Genomic DNA, 24282 nt, shown 5'->3' on the forward strand with positions numbered 1-24282 from the left:
GTCAGCTGTTGAGCTTGGAAAGAATCATCTGCACAAATTCTCCCACATTACGATTACCACTAACCTCAACGGTTGAGAAACGAATGTTCAGGGCCCGCTCAACGGCCACTAACATTTGGATATTACTCATGCTGTCCCACTCTTCAATATCCTGGGCCGAGGTTTGAGGGCTCAGATCTAATTCATCCAGATCGAACACATCCACAAAAACCTCTGTAAGCATCTCATATATCTCATCTTCTTTCATCATTCGACCTTACTTCCCTAGCGTTTGGTTCAGACTAATGGACGGGCACTATCGTTTCAGTTTCCAAGGTCTCTACCGGCTGATCATATACGCAATAACAGCCATCACCACGACATTTTGCACGCAAACAGTGCTGAAGGTATGGATCCACAGATGCAGACCATTCATCACGCTTGACATGAACGAAACCTGGGCTCATTCGACAGACACCAACAACCACCAAAAAGGATATCATCCTTATAGAACCCATTTATCACAAATAACATACAGGCCATACAACACGTTATTTAGCCGTCACAACAGGCTTTTTTATAAGTCAATTCGGATAACCTGAGTATGGCTCTAACGGACCATACATTCCATGGTGAGCGTCCACCATCGTTATTTACGCATAATCTTTGCCATCATGACCTATTGAGGATGCAATGACACGGTCATTTAAACATTGATTAATACACCTATACGTTATTGATCTATGATGGCTAAAAACAGTGGGCATCCATGACAAATAACGATGCTATAACAACAGTCGGAAACATCCACTCTTTTAAAGACGCATAAAAGGCCAACAGCTCACGACGTTGCAACAGGGGACTTTCCACACTTTTCTTTGAGAGGGCTCTTTTAAAAATCCACATACCAGCCATACCGGTAAAAGAGTCATATTCCTCACCTCAATAGCGACCTATTTTGGGCAAAGCTCTCCCTATAGGTACAAGCAGGCTACAGAGTCTGTTGAAAGATAAAAAAGAGTCAGGCCAGTCGCTTAAACTGGAGAATGAGATATCTTTCTTAACACGATTGTCATAACAGCTTGAACTCTTCTGCGGCGGGCAGCTCTATTATCCTTCACTCTATCGCGACACGCTGAAAACCATACAATCCCCCCCAGTCACCGACCTCTTTGATTGGCCATAAAGCTGCTTATATAAACAGGCGGGACACAGGCTACCCACAAAGATGGCATTTGGCCAAAACCGATAGCCTCGAGAGCCTAACCCATCCCTTTACATCATCAAGTTTGTTCGATAAGCGCATCTTTTATTTCGATCGTTTCTTCAGATCTTTCACCAGACCTATCAACGCAGGTGGGGGAAACCTCCTGAGGATCCTCTCCTATATGAAATGATAGAAGACGTTCGAAACCAAAAAAGAGTACTCAGAAAAAAACAACAAACCGAGAAAACGCAAAGACAGCGTTTATAACCAAGACCATCTCTCAGCCCATTCAAAATTGGCTTTGCGGGCAACACATATGGATTGATATAAGCTAAATTTCTGGTTTTGTCCGATCAATGCAGGTTGGGTAAGGTGTCTGGTCGGAACAGCTGATAGATAAAAACACCTAAAATATAAAGCACAGAAAAAACGGTTTCTCCAAAAAAAGTTATTCGTTCCCTTCTATCGATCCATTGACCCTATCCAAACACTATTGCACCATAGCTCCCTTTAAAAAAACACGCCAACAAAGGGAGGGCGCCATGCAGCCCCACTCTATGCTGTTGGACAATGCGCTGGATGCCATTGAACAGCAGATTCGATCCGACCAATTTCCCGAAGCCCGTCGCGCACTGGCTCACTTGATCCGATCAGGTTTTGAGGTCATCGAAGCTCGGCGCATGATGGCAAAAGTCTTCATCCATGAGCTTTTTATGGTAAAAAACCATCGTCAACCCTTTGATCGCAATCGCTACGGCGCCATGCTTATGCAGCTACCTAAACTACCGATCAATGCGCAATGCGCAGAAAACAGTGGTCATGACTGATCGTTACGTTTTGAGACTCTGCAGCATGGCGGACTAACCTTGTGAAGTGCCAAAAATGTAGAAGAGAGATCTCAGGGCGTTACCTTAAGACACCACAGGGCGCTCTTCACCCTGCCTGTTTTGTCTGTCATTCTTGTGGTAAGCCCATAAGGGATGGGACTTTCTCAACCCACAAAGGTCACCCCTACCACCCCAGTTGCCATACGCAACAGCACGCGCCCAAGTGTGCCAAATGTCACCAGCCGATTACGGATAAAATAATGCGGGGTATGGGCCGAGACTGGCACCCTGATTGTTTTACTTGCGCCGCATGCCATAAGCGTATCAAAAAGAAGTTTGCCGAGCATAAGGGGGTACCCTTTCATGAAAACTGCTTGATTAAAACCAATGCCCCACGCTGCCAGATCTGCAACAAGCCCATGGCAAAAACCTTTATCCAAGATGCCTGGGACAATCAGTATTGTGCAGACCATCAAAAACGTCTTGTAAAATGCCAAAGTTGTGGCCGCTTAATTTCCGAGGCATTAACAAGAGGTGGGGTTGAGCATCGAGGTGGTCCTTCCATCTGTAACCTCTGCCACCCGACAGCCATTTTAGATTCAAAGCAAGCTTCACAACTGACGCGATCTGTGTGTGCTTTTCTTTCCAAGCTAAACCTAGATATTGACCCAACAACAATTCCGCTCACTCTTGTTAACAACAAAACCCTTCGCAAAGCATCCAAAAACCGTCGAGATGAGGTCCGGGGACTCTGCCGAACGCGCACGACGATGCAAGGCAAAAAGGTTATGGATCATCGGCCCGAGGAGATTCTAATTTTAAAAGGATTACCAAAAGAACATTTCTGCATGGTGGCGGTACATGAGTTCACTCATGCATGGATTGCATGGCACAAGGTGCGGGGTCTATCTAAACGTGATGAGGAAGGACTCTGCTGTTTAATGGAGTTTTTGTGGCTGCGTGAACAAAAAACACCGATGGCTAAGTTTCGTTTAAAGCAACTGAACGATTCCAAAGACCCGATCTATGGAAAAGGCTTAACCCAGGCAAAAGCCGCCTTAAAACAGCACGGTTTACCAACCATATTAAGCTCCATACGAACAGAAAAACGGTTACCACGGATTGGACTGTTAGGAAAATTCCTGACGTAAACCGTGACCATTGTGCTCAGCATAGTATGCAGATTATCCCATAGGGTGCTGTTCAATCATCATTCACTTGCTTATGACGTAATGTGCAAACCTTCTTCTCTATTCTATGTTCAAAATGATCGCCCCTCATGGCCTTTTCACCCCAGGGATAGACTTGCCTGAGATCAAAAAACCGGTGACAGAGCTATGGTTGGGGAGATAAAGAAGCTCGGCTGCCACTTGGGGTCTACAACGGCCTCGAACATTCTATAATGCGGTTGCGCCCTACCCCCAAGAAGGAGAAAAAAAGCCAGCCATGCCAGAAAATCAGAGCTGATTTTGCTTCCCCCCCACGACCCACAGTAAACATGCTTGGACCTATTCAATGGGAGCGACAACCGCTTAACTACGGATTGACGGTGAGATCAAAACCATCCCACAATTGGGTAACCTGCCCACCACTGTCACGAACGTCAGCCTTGCTGAAACGTCCCTTTGGGATGTTCAAAAAGCAAGGCCTCCTTCATAAGAGCCCTTGCTCTCTAAGGTCTGAAAACCAGGCTTTTTGCCACCACGATTGCACGCCCCTTCTGATCAGCCATTTAGAGCTTAAGGAGCCATCCGTCGTAGATAATCAGAGCCGATTCTGTTTTTCCTCATCGCCCAAAACCGACCGAAAACTTGCTCGGCCCCTAACTATTGGGAGCTTCAGTCGTAACAGCGGCACCATAGAGGTTATTGGTTGGAAGAAGTGGAATGTTTTTCTCTTTAAGCTTTAAACGAAGGGCCAACCAGAACTCTCCTTTGGCCTGAATCTTGGCCAGGAAGTTACTCACTTTAAAACGCATTACATAGGCCGCAACCCATTTACCGTTGACGTTTTCTATACCAACAAATTGAATTTGGTGCGCCGGACGTTTGGGGTTTCCTTTACCCATAATATAGTCAGCACCTTCCACCAGCTCCCCAATAATATTTTCTATAACCTCCGGCTCCACATCTGCATCAATATGGAAATTCAACTCCATACGCAGTCCTTTGGGTACATCATTGTGGTTCTCAACTTTGGATTCTGACACCTTAGCGTTGGTCAGACTGACCACAGGACCTTCATACGATAGAATGCGTACAGTACGCCAAGTAATATCACTTACCTGTCCAAAAACATTGTCCACCTTAATATAATCTCCGACCTGGAAAGGACGCTCCACGTTGAGAATAATACCGGAGAAGACGTTGGCAATGTTGGCCTGCACGGCAAAGCCCACCACCATAGCCAAGACACCAGAGGTCGCCAGAAGGCTCGTCAGAGTTTCATTAAACACAAAGGCGGTGATACCTGCGACGGCAAGGGAGAATATCACAAATGTTGCCAACATCTTCATGACGTTGGGTATAGGACGGCGGGCTTTATTCTCCAGCGGAACCCATATAAACCGACGGATAAACATATCTGACATGCGTGCCCCAATTAACCACCACAGGCTGTCATAACCTAGAACCAGAGTCTGGGTTAACCCCCGAGGCCAGTTGGCAAAGGACCAATCCACCAGAAGGTTGCCTACCGCCAGCACAAAAAGTGGCCAGAAAATGATGCGTAGAACCATTGAGTTCAACATCCAATAACTACCCAACTGTTTTCGGTCGGTCAGCCAAGCAGCCAGTGAACCGATGAAACCAAAGATGGCAATATAGATAAAAAACTCACTGGGGATAAAATCCCGCACCACGATGGTATCGGGCTTCAACAGTACACCCAGAGTAATCTTGGAGTAGAGAGGCTGCTCTCCTGTCATGCCGACATATTGAGGGGCACCATTGCCACGCTCTCGAACAACCTTCTGGGAAACCCATGCATTGTTCACCTGCCATCCCGCACCAGGTCTGGCAATACGACGTTTGATCAGATCGCTCAGCATTGCCTTGCCGGTGGGCATACCCAACACATCCACCACATAACTGAGATTATTACGGTTCAGTGTTTGGTGGCGGAAGGAGATGCCAGCAATATGGTTGCTGTAGGCCCGTTCATCCTGGGTAAAGTTTAATTTAAAACGCTGTTTGATACGATAACGACGGTAACGAATACCGTCACTATCCTTACTCTCTTCCAGATTATCAAACGTTACCGGCTCAACAGCATTGGCAACTTCCATGGTCTCTGGTGAGAATTTCCCCTGATATCTAAACCAGATGGACATATCCAGCAAAGCGGTTTCATCCTGCCGGTCCATCTCACTGATCTCATGCAACGTAAAGCCGGTATAGACCACATTGGTCTTAAACATGAACCGGTCATTAACATAGAGTACGCGCCCTTGACGCAGGGCATCTACGTAGTTGAAGTTGACCCCTTTAGCCAGTGGAGAGAGCTGAATGGGGGCTGAAATCAGGTTCTGCCCATTGTAGACCCCGACTTGAATCGGCAGAGAAAGAGGGGCGTTAAGCGGATATTGCCCCGTCAAACCATGGGCAACGTGGTTACCTGACTTAAGGCCCAGGACAATTGAGACCGCATCATGACTAAGCGTTGCCATCCAACCCGGCGTATCTTCATAGGTTTGTTGATAGAGCGTCTGAAAACGTTGCGATTCATTATTGGCGGTATCAAACAATACCGGTGTGGCGGCAATGACACCATGACTGAGAAGATTGATATTTTTGCCTGAATACGTAGAGAGCGCAAACTGGAAAGAGCTGGTGGTCATATTGGATGAACCAAAAACTTCCAAGGGGTTACCACTACTACGGATCAGGTGGACCATACGTGCAGCCACCTTTGGATCCATCGCCAAATAGACCGCCCCAAAATCGATACTTTTGATCTTTTTAGTAATCTCTGACAAACCTGCATTAAGATCATCCGAGACTAAAAAGACATCCCGTACCGGTGTATCAAAGCGTTTATAGGTCTCAACAAAGGGCTCTACGACCTGATCATATTTGGCATCTTCACTACGGATTACATACATAATCCGCTGCTTTTTAATATTTCGCGCATAGTTGGCGATAAAGCGCGCCTCTTCTGCGGGGGAGAACCCCATACCTTTGGCCCAACCACCGGACTTCTCTTCAAGATAGAGCGGTGTAACCACCGGTATTCCTGATTCTTTCAGTGCAGGTTCTGCTTTTTCCAGCAGCTCATGGTCCAAAAAACCCACGGCGGCAACAACACGCCCGTTCTTAATAATTTCTGCACTGGCCTGGGCATCTTCCTCCAAGACCATCATCTCTATCGGCCGCCCATTCCAACCACCAGCCGCATTGATTTTTTGGATGGACAGGGAGGCACCGCGCATCAGTTCCTTACCAGCTGTTGACTTCATCGGCCCCACCACAGCAATGCGTGGGCGGGTCTCCGGATCATCTTCGACCAGGGTAACCCGGGTAACCAATGAAAGAATGGTACTCATGACGATGACAATGATCAGGGTAATTCCCAGCAGCTTCCATTTGCTTGAGCCAGACAAGGATTTACTCGATTGTTCCTGTTCCATTTTTTACTCCTCAAAAATCCAAGCCGCTCATTGATTTCCGGTATTTTGGGTCACAACCTGCTGACCTTCATGAATCTCAACATTGACCTTGTTGCCATCCGCCAGCTCAACGCTAACCAATAGAGGCAATCCGCCTTCGGGCACATCATAGATCACGACATCACCCGTTGCGGCATCAAACCGCACCCATCTGGGGAGTGCTTTTCCATCCACCATTGTCACCGACAAAGGAGGGGCAGCACTTTGGTATTGTGGTGTTTGTTTAAACACAGACATACGCATACTACTGGCTTCCTGAACCTTATGCGCATAGGCCAGGGCATCGGTTAAAGATTTTCCCCGTGTTAAAGCATGGCTTAAAGCTTTATCAAATGTGGGGCCACGGCCTTGTGTTTCCAGCACCTTCTGCACCCCTTCACCTGAAGCCAGTGCGGAAGCCAACGTCTGTTCAGGTGTTGATTCTGTTTTGGATTGAGCTTCAACTTCTTCAGCCAGTTCCATGGCCTGTTTAGGGGTCAAACCTTTTTGCAACGCTTTGGCAACTGTACGATCAAATGCCAAGGAGCGGTTCTCTTTCAGGTTGATCTCACCACTGGCAAAAGAGGCGGAGGGACTCTTACGGTCCATCTCTATGGCTGCTTTCTCCTGTTTTTCGATTTCCAACGCTTGAGTTACAGACTCTGAAACCGAAAGACCACGGGCAAGACCTGCCATAATGGCTTTATCCATGGTTGAACCACGGCCACCCTTGGGTAACCAGGAGAGGTCACCAGATGCCAATTGATCGGACATGTTACACCCTTGCCCACCCCTGCAACTGCTTTGGGCTGCTAGCGCTTTTTCCTGGGCCGCCATCGCTTCAGCACGCACCAATGCCTCTTTGGCATCAACCCCCCTGGCCAACAGCGCTGTCAATGACTTACTGAACGCCTCCGAACGCCCCTCTAGCAATGAGGAGGCGTCCGAGGCCAGTTGTGAGGAGGTAGAGGTGGGTTGCTGCCCCATAGCATCACTTTGACTGGCCGCTTGGTTAGCGGTGGCCAATGCTTGGGTGAAGCTCTGCCCTCTAGCCAGTGCAGCTGCTAAAACCTGTTCAAAAGCTTCAGCACCAGCATCGGTCTCAGCACTGGAGAGGGATTGCAGACTACTACCCAGATCACCACCCGCAGCTGCGGCCGCTACCGAAGCAGACTGGGTCTGTGGGGTCTGGCTTGCAATTTGATCTTGCAAAACGCTATTTGCACGGGCGATGGCTTCATTCATAGAAACACCCGAGGCCAGCAGTGCAGCCACAACCGTACTGTGGGCCTCTTGTGCCTGTGCAGCCTCCTGACTGTCCATACCAGCGGCCATGGCCGCTTCTACTTGACTGCTGGCAAGAGATGCCAGGGAGGCCGCTACATCTCCCCCTCCTGCCAGGGATGAAGAGGCACTCTGCACAGCCGCTTCAGCCGTAGCTGCCGAGGCAGAAGCGGTTGAATCCGCGCCACTGGCATCCGACGCCACAGCCTCACCTGTGGATGAAGAATCTACCGGGCTGGCATTTTGCTCTGCCATGCCATCTGTAGAGCCGGAACTGCCTTCTGCACCAGCCAAGGTATCAGCATCCCCCGCCCCAACCATATCTGGAGAGAGGCTCGCCACGGTTAAGCTCTCTGAAGGGGTAGAAGCACTAGAGCTGGCAGCCTCTGTTGCTGAGCCATCAGCGGCAGCACTGCTACTATCCGCCGTCGACGTATTGCTATCGGCCGTGCTCGTACTCTCTGCCGTGCTCGTACTCTCTGCCGTGCTCGTACTCTCTGCCGTGCTCGTACTCTCTGCCGTGCTCGTACTCTCTGCCGTGCTCGTGCTCTCCGCCGTTGAGGCGCTGCTATCCGCCACCGATGTGCTCGTACTCTCGGCTGCGCTCGTACTCTCCGCCGTTGAGGCGCTGCTATCCGCCACCGATGTGCTCGTACTCTCGGCTGCGCTCGTACTCTCCGCCGTTGAGGCGCTGCTATCCGCCACCGATGTGCTCGTACTCTCGGCTGTGCTCGTGCTCTCCGCCGTTGAGGCGCTGCTGTCCGCTACCGACGTGCTCGTACTCTCCGCCGTTGAGGCGCTGCTATCCGCTACCGACGTGCTCGTACTCTCCACCGTTGAGGCGCTGCTGTCCGCTACCGACGTGCTCGTACTCTCAGCTGTACTCGTACTCTCCGCTACCGACGTGCTCGTACTGGCCGCTGTGCTCGTACTCTCCACCGTTGAGGCGCTACTCTGAGCCGTAGCCGTTGTTGCACTATCCGTCGTTGTTGCCGAGGCTGTGCTGGTGGATGTCGTGTTGGTATCGAGCGTCGCGAGACTGCTACCCCCTCCCCCAATGGGCAGTCCACCATCGGCATCGGTGGAGACGCTCATGGTACCTGGCTCTTGCCCAGCCAACGCAGTAGAGGTTGAACCGGAATCGGTGCTTGATGCGTTGCTCGCATCCGTGCTGCTCTCCGATGCTGAACTGATGGTGGGAATATCACTGCTGGTGGGTGAGCTGGGCAACGCCTGGACGGTTAGCGTTCCCGTTGCATAAGTGATGGCATATCCCAGAGCATCAACCGCACCCGATGGGGTCAGATCAAATACACCCACCGTGGTACCACCTCCAGCTATGGTCGCCGATGTTGTAATGACACTCGATTCAGCATCGCTGTTCTGTAGATTAGCCACCGTGTAGGTATAAGTTTCAGGGGTCTCACTAAAATAGATGGTCTGGCTATCGGCTGTAATCGTCAAGGAAGGCTGTTCCCGATAGACCACATAGGTACCAGTACTGTTCAGAGCTGTCGTATAGTTACTCGCAGAGCTGCTGGAGTTGTATCGATAATTCCCCTGGCTGGCCATGGCAGTCACCCCAGAACTTCCCGCAACGGTACCGGCATAAAACACCACATTACCAGATGTTGCTGTCACTGTCGGAGACCCACTGGTCAACACCTCACCAGCCTGAGCATCAACAACCACGGAAGTTGCCGAGATATTCTCACTTAAGGTGATATCCCCACTACTGGCTACCAGAGAGACCGCACCGGAGGCATCAACCCCCGTGGGATTGACGGACCCAACGGTGAAGCCGCTAGAACTGATAACATTGAGTGTGGTCACGTCTTCTGCTGCAATGGTGCCAACCTGGTTAGAGCTGGAGCTCAAATTCACCGAGCCACCTTTAAAGCCCACTTTATCAGCGATCAACGATCCTGTTTGCGAAACTGAACCGGTTGTTTCAAATACCAGGTTTTGTCCAGAGAGATCCAAAGCACCATCCATGGCAACACCACCGGAGTGACTGGAATCCCCAAAATAGAGGGCTGGTACATCCAGGATTTCCAACAGATCGGTGGTTACAATACTGGAACTCCCCCCAACCACCAAAGAGTCAGTGCTGTTATCCGGCGTGTAGACCATATTGCTGGCACTGGAGATGGTGTTGTTACCCCCCAGGGTTAAATTGTCTACATATAGAGAAAGCGCCCCTGAGGTTGTGGATGTTGAAGCAATGGAGACCCCAGCTGCCAAGGTCAAACTTTGCGTATCCATAGCCAGAGAACCAAAGCTGTTCTGAGAGGTGCTCATGCTCACTGAGCCCGCCGCCATATCAACCTTGCCACTGACATTGAGAGTTCCACCCAAATCGATGGCGGTGGAGCCCCCTGCCGCCGCTACCTTAAATCCTGTTAGCGGTGTGGTGGCCCCTACATCCCCACTTTGGGTCCAACTACCTGTGGATTGAACCTCCAGATCATAGGCCCCATCAATGGCTCCAGAGAGTGTCTGACTCCCAGAACCACCTACGACCGTGGCACTACCAGAGAGGGTAAGAGTGCCGCTTACTGTATTATTATCCGAACCAAAGCTTAACGCGCCGCTAGATGAGACCCCGCTGCCGGCAATCTGCATCGATTCACCAACACTCAGACCACCGGAAATAGCCAGGGTTGCCCCTGAACTCACCTGCGTTGAACCGGTGGTCGTACCCAGAGCATTGTCATGACTAATGGCCAAGGTACCGGACTGTACGGTCGTGGTTCCGCTGAAACTGTTATCGCCACTGAGAGTAGTGGTACCACTACCCTCCATATCTAAACCACCACTACCGGAGATGGTGTTCCCCAAACTTAAGGAGTCACTACGGTTGAGGGAGAGGGTGCTGTTATTAGCCACGGCACCACTGCCCAGGGTGCCAGAGGTTCCGCCACTGCCTACCTGTAGCGTACCGCTGGTGATGGTGGTGGTACCCGAGTAGCTATTCGCCCCACTTAATACTGTGGTGCCACTGCCCTTCTGTTCCAACGTTCCCGTACCGGAGATGGCATTATCCAGGGTCAAGCTATCACTGCGGTTGGTAATCAAGGCGCTGCTGTTGACCACGGCACCACTACCCAGGGTACCGCTGGTTCCACCACTGCCTACTTGTAGCGTCCCGCTGGTAATGGTGGTACTGCCCGAATAGCTATTACTACCACTCAATACCGTGGTACCACTACCTGCCTGTTCCAACGTACCCGTGCCGGAGATGGCGTTATCAAGGGTCAGACTGTCACTGCGGTTGGTAATCAAGCCGCCACTGTTGACCACAGAGCCACTGCCCAGGGTACCAGAGGTTCCGCCACTACCCACTTGCAGAATCCCGCTGTTGATGGTGGTGGTACCCGAGTAGCTATTCGCCCCACTTAATACTGTGGTGCCACTGCCCTTCTGTTCCAACGTTCCCGTACCGGAGATGGCATTATCCAGGGTCAGGCTATCGCTGCGGTTGGTGATCAAGGCGCTACTGTTAACGACCGCCCCACTGCCTAAGCTTCCTGAAGTGCCCCCAGTTCCCACCTGCAAAGTACCACTGGTAATGGTGGTGGTACCGCTGTAGCTGTTACTACCACTAAGGGTGGTGGTGCCACTACCACTCTGTTCAAAACTACCGGTACCGGAGATGACATTATCTAGGGTTAAACTATCGCTGCGGTTGGTGGTCAGGGTGCCATTATTGGTGACGGCCCCACTACCCAAGGTTCCCGTGGTACCACCATCCCCTACCTGTAGTGTGCCACTGCTAATGGTCGTACTGCCGGTAAAGGTATTGGCAGCAGTCCACTTCACCACGCCCCCTCCCTGCACCGTAACTGTCGAGGCACCGGCGATCACACCATCCACCGTACCACTGTTGGAGATATCCAATACCAGATCAGCATTGTCCAGCGTCACCCCACCACTGCCGGTTAGATCGGTAGCTGTGATGGTGATATCCCCAGATGTTGTACTGGAACTGGTATCCACCCCTGCACTAAGGTTAACCGTTGAGCCGGTTAAGGAGATCGCCCCACCAGAACTGGTGAGTGCCTTGTTCACATTCACCGTACCGCCGCTGGTATTGATGTTGATAGAGCTACCGCTCACATCCGAGGCCACAGTGATATCACCACTGCTGGAGGTTAGATCAACAGCCCCACTCATGGAGGTAGCAGTGGTGCCATCCCCCAAGGTAAAACCATCGCTATCCACAACCGTCAGAGAGGAGATATTACTAACCACCAGCGTATCAAAATCGTTGCCGCTGTTATTCAGATTGATCGCCCCACCATCAAGGGTCACCGTACCAGCTTTGATGGCAGCATTCTGGGTAAAGGTTCCGGTGGTCTGGAACACCACCGACTGGCCGCTTAGATCCAGAGCCGTGTCGACCTGAATGGAATCAGTGGTAGCACCACCAAAATAGAACCCCTGATCAGATGTCATCCCCGTGAACACAGAGGAGTCGATATTCTGGTCCGCGCCGCTGCCACCAATGGAGAGACTACCATCTACCTCAAAGTTGACAGAGCCTGCGGTTCTCAGCGTGCCAGAGAGATCAGACCCCTCCACCAACTCCAGAACCAGAGACCCCTGGGTGGTGTTGGAGGTAAAAATACTCACCCCATTAGCCACTTTCACAGGCCCACCGCGCAGGGTTAACATACCACTGGTCGTAATGTCGGTAGAGAGCTTCAGGCCAAACACATTAGCCACACTGGTGGTACCCTCCAGCTCAACATTGCCACCACTGGTCAGCAATTGGGCATCGTGCATCCATAAGCCTGCTGCGGTGGCGGTGTTGGAGGCTGCGGTGATATCCCCCTTCATCGTTGTGTGACCACCACCGGTGTTGATCTCAGCATTACCCCCCAGGCTGGTTCCCCGCTGATAGAAACCATAAGAGTTGGCGACACTTCGGGTGCTGCGCCCAGCCCCCCAGAAGTTACCACCACCCGTATTGACCCCATCCCCATAGAGGTAGATCCCTGTACTCCAATTAGGATCGGCCCCCACGGTGGGAGACTCGGCAAAACCGTTGCCCACCTGAATGGTGGTTATGCCACCCGGACCACTGAAGCCTGTATAGGGCGTCCAACTGGTGGAGCCGGAGCCACCCCCCATCCAAACGCCACCCCCACCGGTAGCGATGGCACCAGAACTCTGGGTAATGCCACCACCATTAAGGCCATCACGGTTGGCCCACAACACGACATTGCCACCTGCGGTACTGATCGTAGCATTCTGGTTAATACTGCCCGCGGCATAGAGACGTACATCCCCAGCTTGACCACCGCCAGAGGTATCCACCATACCTGAGAGGGTGAGATTGCCCCCATACAGGGTCAAAGCACCATCGATATCTACCGCACCCAACGTAATATCAGCGCTGGTGGTGGTCGATTTACCCAGGGTTAACCCGGTGATGCTGGTCCCATAGTTGAAGGCTGCCAGATCCACCGCCGTTTCAAAATTGCTGGTAAGGGGCTGCAGCGTCAGCGTACCGGTTGTTGAGATCGTGGTGGAAGCACCAACAACGGAGGTGATGTCATCGGTGTTAAACACAACGTTGGCCGTGGAGGCGGTCACCAGTGGGGTCACCCCCTGAATGGCTGTGCTGTTGGCCCGATTTCCCAGATAGAGTGCCGCTGACAAGGTCACATCATCATGGCCAGAGCTATTGCTCCCCGTCACAGAAATCGTACCGCTGTTGGAGAGAATCTGCCCAACACCCGTTGCTGCAGTCGTTCCCAGGAAAAAGTCGACCGCAGTCATATTGACACTGGTGCCGGTAATATCGATCCCTCCACCACTGCTGGCCGTGGATTGAATCAGATACTGCCCGCCATCACCAAACCAGACCCCTCTAAGTCCCGACGCCGTTGTTAGACCGGTAATGGAGATGGCTGAAGCACTGCTGCTGGAACTGCTTAACACATAGTTAGGCTGCTGCTGGTGGGCAAAGAGCACCCCATCACTGCTATCACTCTTACCATCGATGGTAAGGGTACCACTGCCACTATCAATCTTTAGATACCCCATAGTATCCACACCCGGGGCATAGACAGAGTTGCGGCTCTCACCCCGGACAAGAATATCTCCGCCGCCCGATACCAGCGTCACCGGGGTGGTACTGGATCCATCCGTCGGCCCCAAACGTACCCCAGCATTGTAACTGCTACTACCACCATAGTAGGCATAACCATCTGGAATACCATCCGTATTGGCATCACTACCACCTGCCAAAACTATTTTGCCACCACCTGTGGCGATATCCACACCCGCTGAAAGCAGAATATGGGCCTGAGCTGTACCCGAAGTATGAGTGTTGCTATTGGCCCAAAGAATGACATCACCCCCACTGGTGGTAATGTCACCCTGCTGGTTAATGGCACCATTTAATGTCTTGAGTAAGACATCTCCACTGGCACCACCGGCAGAGGTATCAATGGTATTGGTTACTGTGAGGGTATTGCCCAATACGTTCAGGGGGCCAGCAATGGTTGTCGCAGAGCCCAGCAAGATATCCGCTAAATTGGTCGCCGAGCCGAGGGTTAGCCCGGTAAGACCAGAACCAAAGCTCATTTGAGTGGTGTCAAGCTGGGTTTCAAAACTACCCGCCACCGGCTGAATGGTCACCGAACCGGTGGTATTGAAGTGCGTCGTATCCCCCGCAGTGGTGGTGATATCATCACTGTTTACAATGACGTTGGCACTGGAAGTGGTGACACTGGGCGTTACCCCCTGAACCGCCGTACTGCTGGCCCGGCTCCCCAGATAAACCTCACCCAGCAAAATGATATCGTCATCATTATTTGTACTGGTACCATTGAGGGTAATATCACCATGGTTGGAGAGAACCTGTAGGGTCATATCACTGGAGACACTACCCGCTGTGACGAGACCAAGCCCCTCTGTGGATACGGTCGCTTGACCGGTGAGGCTAACCCCTCCACCCGTTGCTGCTGTGGATTGGATCAGGATATTTCCACTGGTGGCATTGGCCAACCAAAGTCCCATATAGCCAGAGGAGCTCGCGGAGGTTAGACCTGTGATGGAAATGGCATTGGGACTGGTACTAGCAGAAGTGATGGCATAGTTGGGAACCTGACCATAACTGAGTTCAATACCGTGGCCATGGGAACTTTTACCCTCCATAACGATGGTGCCGGTACCACTGTCAATCAACAGGTTCGGTCCAGATGAGAGGCCCGGGTTATCCCCTTGGTTGGCGGTTTCACCCCGCAGAATGATATCCCCACCCCCAGAGTTTAAACTGACCAGTGAGGTGCCTGAAGCGGCATCCATATAACCCAGACGTACCCCAGCCCGATATTCTGTACCACTGGACCCTCGGTAGGTATAGCCGTCAGGTACACCATCACCATCTGTATCCAAGCCACCTGCCATGACGATCTTACCGCCAGAGCTGGCGATATCTACCCCACTGGCCAGTTCAATCTGAGCATCCGTGGTGGTCAAACCGCTGTTGCTGCGGTTGTTGTTGCTGTTGGACCAGAGAATGACATCCCCACCACCGGTGGTGATGTCTGCATTGATTATAATAACCTGATCATCCGTCTTCAGTAACACATCGCCCGCCGCCCCCCCGGCGGTGGTGTTAATGGCGTTATGGACAGAGATGATATTACCGTAAACAGATAACGGTCCAGCAAGGGTTAGATCTGTTGCTAAATTGACGGTATTGGCGGTATTAAGAAAGCTGCTGTAGACCGTATCACCGGCCAAACCAGTACCGCTGTAGTTACCAATGGTCAAGCCACTCAAACCAGAGAGGGTGTTGAGGATAAGGTAACGGTTATCGGAGATACCATCTCCCAACGTGGTGGAGAGGTTATCCGAGCTTACGGTACCGCGCAGATCAAAATCCTGAGCGCCAAAGCTGTTATTGTCCGACGCCAGGTAGAGATGCCCTGCACTATTCAGGGTCAAGGTGCCGCTGTTGGCATAGTTTTTAATGGCATCTGCAATCAAAACCACATCACCCGTGCCTGTGGTGATGGTCGAGGCCCCATCAAGAGCGATACCGTTAATATGGGTGTTGACATCAGCACCAGATCCAGCCCAGATCATGACATCCCCACCCGAGGTGGTGATGGTAGAGCTGTTCAGATCCAAGGCATTATGATTGTAGGAAGCATGCCCCACGCTGGGCCCATCACCTACCGTTAAACCGTTCCAGGTTGTGGTTCCATTGGTACTGTTGCTGCCCCCAATCCAAACATGACCACCATTGGTGGTGATATTTCCATTGATACCCATGCCACCATGCTGGTTATTAGCATGGTCAGACCACAAAATGGTATGCAAGGAAGCGGTACCGCTGACTGTTATATCTCCATAGAGATTCAAACGACTGTTGGATTTCAGGGTCAGGGTACCGATACCTGCGGTTTTACTGATGGTCACACCACTATTGAGTTGAATACCTGGGTTGGACGAACCGGAGGCGGTGATAAGAATATCCCCAGTTCCGCTTTGGGTCATGTTGGCGGAGATGATCACATCTTCACCATAAGCGGTTAAAGCACCAGAGAAAGTGTAAGCTGAATTAATATTAACATCGTGTACCGTATTACTGGCAGACCCAATGGTGACAGAACTCAGTGTTGAACCAGAAGCATCAAACCAACTGCTGTAGATCTCCTCACCAAAGGCTGTACTGGTGGTAGAGGGCTGCCAGTTAAAATGACCACTGGTCTGTAGGGTCGCATTGGCAGCAACCTCATATTGATCGGACCGAATGGTGATATCACTGCTGCTGGCAGTTATTGATGATCCCGCTTTGGAGCCAATGTAACCCGCTGCGGCAAGGTTCATCCAGGTATTGGCTTCCCCCCCACCAAAGATATTGATGGCCCCACTGACAGCCAGGATTTCATAGCTGTCATGGATATTGAGGTTTTCACCCACACCATTGCTTCGGGTGCTGTTGGCGGTTATATCAATACCACCACCAACCCCTGTGGCATGCACTTTAAAAGAGCCGCTGGAGAGGGCAATAATCCCGTGTGGATCATACCCTTGACTGATACCACTTAAGCTAATGGCGGTAGCCGATGGTGGTGTGCAGGCCGGATTGGCCACAGAGTCACAGCTACCCGGCGTATAAGAGGAGGTCATGGTGGTACCCGCCCCCCCAAAGTAGAGGCCGGAATCATAATGGTTGCTCGCGGTAGCATAGCTGTAGCCATCCAGGGTAATCGTCCCGCTACCGGCGCTAATATCCATGCTACCGCTATCCCAACCAACCCCCCAGGCTGGATTAGAAGTGAGCACAGCACCACTCAACGATTGTCCCCGCATAAGGATGTTACCACCATTGGAGGCGATGGTGGTGTTCCCCATTAAGGTGATACCCGCACCGAAAGAGGTCGTGGCTCCTGTCGCATAACCGCTGCCACTGGCATCCCCCCCAGCCAAAGTGATGTCGCCCCCCAGGGTTTGTAGATTTAAACCGTTGGAGAAGTAGATCAAGCCTAAACCGATGCCATCGGTATTGGATGTCAACAGCACATCACCACCCGACTGATCCGGCGTACCGTCCAGGTTGGAATCCCCAGTAATGATGGAAACAGAACCCGAAGCGGTGCTGAAGATACTCGCGGTTGCCATTAGGGAGATACCCGCACCACTGTTACGTGTGGTCAGGTTGGCATTATTCTGGTCAATGGTCCGGCCATAGATGGTGATGGGCCCATAGGCGGTCAGGTCGGTATAAAAAATGACATCATGGTTGTTGGTGCTGTCACCAATGCTGATGCTGCTAAATGTACTGCCAAAAATGTACTCATCAGGTAAGGTAAGCGCCTCACCAAAGGTTGTACCGCTGCGGGAACGAATACTCAACGCCCCCGTACCGGCTACCGAAATCAACCCCGTATTACTGGCGGAACCTGAATTCGTAATACCTGTGGTCAGATCATCCGAGAGGAAGGTGATATTGCCACTGTTGGCATCTCCCACAATGATATTGGCGTTGGAGACATCACGCGCATTTAAACGTAATCCATAACCACTGGCATCGGTATAGGGGCCACTGCTGGAGAGAGTAATGTCCCCCCCATCGGTGGTCGTTGAGATGATGCTGCTGTTGGAGTAGTTGCGGATATGCATACCCACATGGGTGGCACCGCCATCCACGGCATCACCGGTCAACACAATGTTGCCGGTGGTGGAGCTGAGGGTGACATCATCCCCACCATAGGTGCGGATACCCAAACCATTACCCCAGGTGGAGGTATGGGTTGAACTCTGCACCCCAGTAATTGAGATATTCCCTGTGGTGGAGCTCAGCGTAACGTTTCCGGTTGAGGAACTGTAGGGCATGGAGGTGCCAATCCAGACACCCACACCACGGGTATAACGTGTGGTACTGGCCAACTCCCCATCAATGCTTAGATGGCCTGCACCCGTAGAGATCGTCGAATCATCAACAATATTAATACCCTTGGCATAACTGGCCGTGCCAGAGGTAACGTTATGGATCCCCTTAAGGGTCACCGCCCCACCAGCTGTCGTAATGGTGGTTTTACGAACATCAACACCATTACTCCAGTTACCATTGGTGCTATCGGCATATCCATACACCGACAGGTTACCACCACCAGTCAGAATGGTCGTTCCGGTCAAATAGGCGGCCACGCCCCAACCCGACGGGTTGACACTGTAGCCATCCCCAACCGTTAACGCCACCCCACCACTATAGGGTGTCCAACTGGTACCCAGCCCATGACTGTTGTGGTTACCCCCAATCCAGACCCCGCCACCTAACGTGGTGAGAGTATTGTTCTCCAGCTTTACCCGGCCAGTACCATCATCATTGCTATCGGACAGAAACACCAAATGGGTGCGGCCCGTGGTACTGGTGATATCCCCCGTAACTTCAACCGTGCCCTGCCCTTCAAAACGCATATAGCTCTCGTAGGCACCGCTGCGGGTCAGATTACCCGTGACATCAATATCATGGCCATAAACCGTAACAGAACCCGCCACAGAGAGCGTGCTGTTGAGGGTGACATCCTGGCTGTTGGTGGAGAGACCGATGGTTATAGAACTGGGGCTGGCGCCACTGAGATCAAACCAAGAGGTAGAGACCGATTCACCAAAGGAGGTGCTGCCACTGCCGGGTAGCCAGTTCCAGGCACCGGATGTGGTCACAGCTGGCGCACCACCGGAGAGGGTGTAGTTATCTGACTGAATGGTGATGTTGCTACTGCTACTGGTTAGGGATGTGCCCGCTTTGGCACCAACATCCCCACCACTTGTGGCATAAAAGATGGTGCCTGTTTCTCCCCCTCCAACTAAGCTGATATTCCCACTAGCTGCCAGAATTTCAAAGGGATCCTGAAAGGCAAAGTTATACCCCACGCTGTTGCTACGGGTATTGAAGGCGTTCATGGTAATGCCGCCCGTGCCGGTGGCATGCACCTTTAACGATCCAGACGATTTTGCATGAATTCCAACGGTATTATATCCCTGTCCCGTACCACTTAAGCTAATGGCGGTGCCGTAGCTGGTCGTGGGGATACAGGCGGGATCGATAAGCATATCGCAGCTGCCTGAGACACCACCGTAAGCTGAAGTGATGGTGGTACCACTGCCGCCAAAATAGAGCCCCGCATCGTAACTGTTGGTACTGCTGTCGTAACTGTAGCCATCCAGCGTAATGGTACCGCTGCCACTGTCGATGCTGGTACTACCAGCGTACCAACCAATGCCCCAGGCGCCATTCCCATTAGAGATAGCGCTGCTAAGGGATTTACCCCGCATGACAATGTTGCCACCACTGGAGGCAATGGTAACCCCCCCTTCAATACGAATACCCTCCGCCGTGGCATTGGCCACCCCCTCGGCATACCCACTGGCGGAGAAATCCCCCCCACCCAACGTAATATTACCACCCAACGTCTTGATGGTTAGACCGCTGGCAAAGCGAATTTGCCCACCATTTGCCCCATCGGTGTTGGCAGCCATCAAAACCTGACCACCAGACTGATCCGGCGCCCCATCACTGTTAGAGTCCCCAGTAATCAAGGAAATGGCACTGCTATTGCTGTTTTTGATATCCCCGGCGGCATACAATCCGATCCCGGCACCAGACAGGGTGGTGCTCAGATTGCCGTTGACATGCACATCCCCCCCATAGACCGTAATATGGCCACTGCTGGTCAGGTTGCTGTCCAGGTAGACATCCTGGGTATTACCCGATGTGCCGATGGTAACTGGGCCAAAGCTCTGGCCACTGGTGCTAAACCACTGGGTTCGAACCGCAGAGCTAAAACTGGTACTGCTGCTGGAAGGTAACCAGTTCCATGCACCGCTACTGTTTAGATAGGGGGTGTAGCCGTTAAACTGGTAGTTATCGGCACGCAAGGTAAAGCTACTGCTACTGCTGGTCACCACCGTGCCAGCCTTGGCACCGATATAACCATTATCGGCAATGTAGAGCCAGGATCCTGTCTCACCAGCCAAATTCAGGTTAATATCCCCGGAACTGGCAAGGATTTCATAAGGATCCTGAAAAACCAGGTTATCGCCCACACCCGCACTACGGGTGTTGGTACTGGTCAGGGTAATACCGCTGGTTCCGGTGGCGTGAAGTTTAAACGCACCGGAGGAGTTGGCCTGTATGCCGTAGGTATCGTTACCTTGGGCGGTACCGGTCAGGGTAATGGCAGCCAGTGAAGCCCCGCCGTTATAGGCCGATGCGATGGAGGTACCGGTTCCACCAAAGTAAATACCCGTATCATAGGTACCCATCGAGCTATCATAGGTTTCCCCAACAATCGTTACCGTGCCACTGCCGCTGTCGATGCTGGTGCTGCCAGAGAACCAACCAACACCCCACGCTCCATGGCCATTGGTAATGGCACCGTTCAAGGAGCGGCCACGCATGATGATGTTACCGCCCTTGGAGGCCAGGGTGACGCCCCCTTCGATACGAATCCCCTCGGCGGTCAGATCTGAGGTACCCTCGGCATAACCACTACCTACACTATTTCCACCGGCCAGGGTGATGCTACCGCCAAGGGTTTGAATGTTTAAACCACTGGTAAAGCGGATTTGACCACCAGCAACACCATCGGTATTGGCGGCCAACAACACACTGCCGCCACTATAATCCGGCACACCGTCCAGATTGGAATCGCCGGTGACCATGGTCACCGAACTGCTGCCACTAATGCTCTCTGACGCCAACAGGGAGATGCTATACGCCCCATATTGAGTGGTTAGATTACCATCAATGGTCAGGTTTTGGCCTGAGAGGGTAATGCTACCACCGGTAATACTCTGATTGACATCGATCAAGCCACCATAAAGGGCCACAGAACTGCTGGCGGTGATGGCCTCATCCACAACAATATTAGAGCTGTTACTACCATGGCCCAGCGTAAAGGAGGTCAGGGATTGGCTGGCGGTATCAAACCAGGAGGTATAGAGCGTCTGCCCAAAGCGCCCACTGAATGGGGTAACGCTTACACCACCATAGGTTTGCAAGGTGGGCGCTACCGTCAGGTCAAATTTGTCCGACTGGATGGTGATGTAACTATAGCTCGAGTTAACGCTGCTACCGGTTTTGCCACCGATATAACCGGTTTGATTGATCTCCAGCTCGGTATCCGTCTCCCCTCCCCCTGTAAGGGTAATCGCACCACTGTAGGCTAAAATTTCATAGGGATCATCAATACGGATACTCTCACCCACACCACCACTCTGAACTGAAGAGCCGGTCATGATAATGTTACCACCAGATGTGGAGGCCAACAGTTGGAAACTGCCAGAGGAGTCCACATCAATACCACGACCATCATAGCCAGAAGCTGAACCGGTCAGGGTAATGGCTGGATTATAGGTATAGACCGGTGTTGTGATGGTTCCACCACCCCCCCCGCCCACACCACATACGGGATCCATAACCGGGTCACAAGCGGGATCCCATGCTGGATCCAAGGTGGGATCCCATGCCGGGTCTGTCGTGGTCACGTAGGTGATGGTATACCCAGGGCTGGTGGATTGAATGGAGGTGCCACTACCCCCAAAATAGAGACCTGCGTCATAGGTACCGGTGGAGCTATCATAACTGATGCCCTCAATGGAGACACTACCAGCACCACTATTAATGGAGACACTCCCAGATGACCACCCCACCCCCCAAGCCGCCAGACCATCGGTTATGGCTCCGCTGTAGGAGCGACCACGCAGAGTAATATTGCCACCGTTAGAGCTTAAACTGGCCCCACCATCCAGACGAATACCTTCTGGGGATGAAGTACCATCCACCCCTTCCGCATAGCCGGTTCCACTGCTGTTACCACCAGCCAGGGTAATATCCGCCGTATGGGTTTGAATAGAGATCCCGTGGCCAAAACTGATCTGCCCTCCGGAGACCCCATCACTGTTGGCGGCCAGCAAAACTGCCCCGCCACTCTGATCCGAAACACCATCCTGGTTATAATCCCCGGTAATCAGGGAGACCGCAGAGCTGTTGCTGTTAACAATGCTTCGGGCTGCCAGTAGGGCGATGCCAGCACTGCTGTTTTTTGTACCTAGATCGGCATTGACCTGGACATCCCGCCCCGCTTGCAGGGTAATCGCACCACCAATGTCAATCTCTGCATTGATGATCACATCTTGATCGGCGGTCAGTTGTAACCCGCCACTGCCCGTGGCGTTGATGGCTGCATTGACGGTGATATCACCACTATCGGCACCTGCCCCATAGCTGGTTGTTAGGGAGACGGATGTACCGCTGTTGAGGAGGGATTCAATATCCGTATCGAGAACATTGGAGCTGCCTGATGGAATCCACGTTCCGCCACTAAAGTAGCCCCCACTACTCGCGGTCGAAGCGATGATGAGATTATAGGGATCAAAAAGCCACTCACCGGCCTTACCTTGTGGGGCGGCCGCACCACCGGTTACCCCAGCGGTCTCCAGCGTGTGACCAGAGGTCTCAATACGCCCGCCATCCCCCTCTTTTTCACCACCACGGGCCAATAGCTTGCCCGCAACACGGGTGATGGAGTCCTGTTTTTTAACATCGGACCACACCACCACCGTACCGCCATCCCCCTGCTCGGTAGCCGAGGCGTTCAGCACAGCCCCAGATTCAACGGTGGTCCGGGTAGCCTGAAGGGTATCCCCCTGCCCCTGCCAGTCTCCCCCCACCAGGATCTCACCCCCGCCACTTTTACCACGGGCATCAAGCAAGGCTTGAGATGTGATGGTAACCGACGCTCCAGTCACCTCAACATGGCCACCCTTACCGGTTGTCGAGGAGGCATCCAGCTGGCCACTAACCACTGCGGCCCCCTGCTCACCCGCATCCACAGTGATGGTATCGGCTTTAATAGCCCCCCCCACCTCGACCAACTGTGGCACACCATCCACCATCACCAACTCGGTCTCTTTGGTATCGCTGGCTACAACCTGATCTACCAGATCCTGAGCTGATCCAGCCTGGATCAACACCTCACCACCTTCGGCTTCGATCAGGCCACCATTACGAATCAGACTCTGCAACGCCTCCTTCTCAACCTTTAGAGAGACCAGTTGATTTTCTGCCAAGGTCAGAACAATAGCCTCTCCACTCGCTAAAGCCACCTTGCCCAGCGCTGCACGAATATGCCCCTCATTGGTTACTTCATTACCCATAAGGGCGACATAGCGACCCGAGAGCGTACCGGCATTGACCACGGCCCCAGAACCAGGCGTGGAGAAGCGGTAGTTACCATCCATAAAATCCTTATCGGAGAGACTCATGGTGGTGGCCACCAAGCCCTGGACATCCACCCGGGAGCCACGACCAAACAGTACACCATTGGGGTTGATCAGGATCACCTGCCCGTTGGCTTTGAGCTGACCAAAAATTTTGGAGGCATCCAACCCCTGTACCCGGTTGAGGGCAATGGCATGGCTGGAAGGCTGTTTGAAGGTGACACTGGCATGACTGCCAATGTTAAAACGGTCCCAATTCAGAGCCGCCTTGTGACTGCTCTGGTTCACCGTCATGGCAGAGCCTTCGCTCTGGATGGTCGCCTGCCCTGCGGAGACTTGTCCGCCGGTAGGCAGAGCATGGACTGGGGGTTCTGCCCAACCTAATGACGAGAACCCTAAGGTACCCGAAAGTGATAAGGCCACCCCCATCAGGCCCGTGGCTAGTGCGTGGCGGCCACGCTGTTTGGAACGTCGATCGACACTGCCCCCCTTAACACGGGAACGAGCAATCTCCGAGCAGACCACAAAACGCTGCTGCGCATCACTCCAGACAAGTCGATAGATCTTATTCATTCAATCCACCCACT

The 24282-nt window shown here is 52.3% G+C and carries 5 protein-coding genes and 1 pseudogene; 3 read left to right on the plus strand and 3 right to left on the minus strand.

What is annotated here, in order from left to right; genetic code table 11:
* Position 1: 1 nt before the first annotated feature.
* Positions 2-250 carry an acyl carrier protein gene (locus V5T57_RS01550; RefSeq protein ID WP_332889390.1) on the minus strand — a complete coding sequence of 83 codons (249 nt, stop codon included), beginning with the start codon at positions 248-250 and terminating at the stop codon, positions 2-4.
* Between the two features lie 1478 nt (positions 251-1728).
* Here V5T57_RS01550 and V5T57_RS01555 point away from each other — a divergent pair.
* The 3 genes and pseudogenes from V5T57_RS01555 (at position 1729) to V5T57_RS01560 (ending at position 3164) form a co-directional block, all read left to right on the plus strand.
* On the plus strand, positions 1729-2013 hold the full coding sequence (locus V5T57_RS01555; RefSeq protein ID WP_332889391.1) for a hypothetical protein: 285 nt from the start codon (positions 1729-1731) through the stop codon (positions 2011-2013).
* 41 nt (positions 2014-2054) lie between these two features.
* Positions 2055-2378 (plus strand): annotated as a pseudogene (locus V5T57_RS20825) (LIM domain-containing protein); the annotation flags it as partial.
* A 54-nt stretch (positions 2379-2432) separates the two neighbouring features.
* Positions 2433-3164, plus strand: a complete 732-nt coding sequence (locus tag V5T57_RS01560) for a protein DA1 (protein ID WP_332889392.1) — start codon at positions 2433-2435, stop codon at positions 3162-3164.
* A gap of 671 nt (positions 3165-3835) precedes the next feature.
* On the opposite strand, the gene V5T57_RS01565 is transcribed toward V5T57_RS01560, so the two are convergent.
* On the minus strand, positions 3836-6640 hold the full coding sequence (locus V5T57_RS01565) for a mechanosensitive ion channel domain-containing protein (RefSeq protein ID WP_332889393.1): 2805 nt from the start codon (positions 6638-6640) through the stop codon (positions 3836-3838).
* Positions 6641-6667: 27 nt separating this feature from the next.
* Positions 6668-24268, minus strand: a complete 17601-nt coding sequence (locus tag V5T57_RS01570; protein WP_332889394.1) for an autotransporter-associated beta strand repeat-containing protein — start codon at positions 24266-24268, stop codon at positions 6668-6670.
* Between the last annotated feature and the right edge of the window lie 14 nt (positions 24269-24282).

The sequence above is a fragment of the Magnetococcus sp. PR-3 genome, assembly GCF_036689865.1.
Classification (GTDB): Bacteria; Pseudomonadota; Magnetococcia; order Magnetococcales; family Magnetococcaceae; genus Magnetococcus.

Coding starts and splice junctions, on each gene's coding strand:
- V5T57_RS01560 (WP_332889392.1), top strand. CDS start 2,433: ATGGCAAAAACCTTTATCCAAGATGCCTGGGACAATCAGTATTGTGCA.
- V5T57_RS01555 (WP_332889391.1), top strand. CDS start 1,729: ATGCAGCCCCACTCTATGCTGTTGGACAATGCGCTGGATGCCATTGAA.
- V5T57_RS01565 (WP_332889393.1), bottom strand. CDS start 6,640: ATGGAACAGGAACAATCGAGTAAATCCTTGTCTGGCTCAAGCAAATGG.
- V5T57_RS01550 (WP_332889390.1), bottom strand. CDS start 250: ATGATGAAAGAAGATGAGATATATGAGATGCTTACAGAGGTTTTTGTG.
- V5T57_RS01570 (WP_332889394.1), bottom strand. CDS start 24,268: ATGAATAAGATCTATCGACTTGTCTGGAGTGATGCGCAGCAGCGTTTT.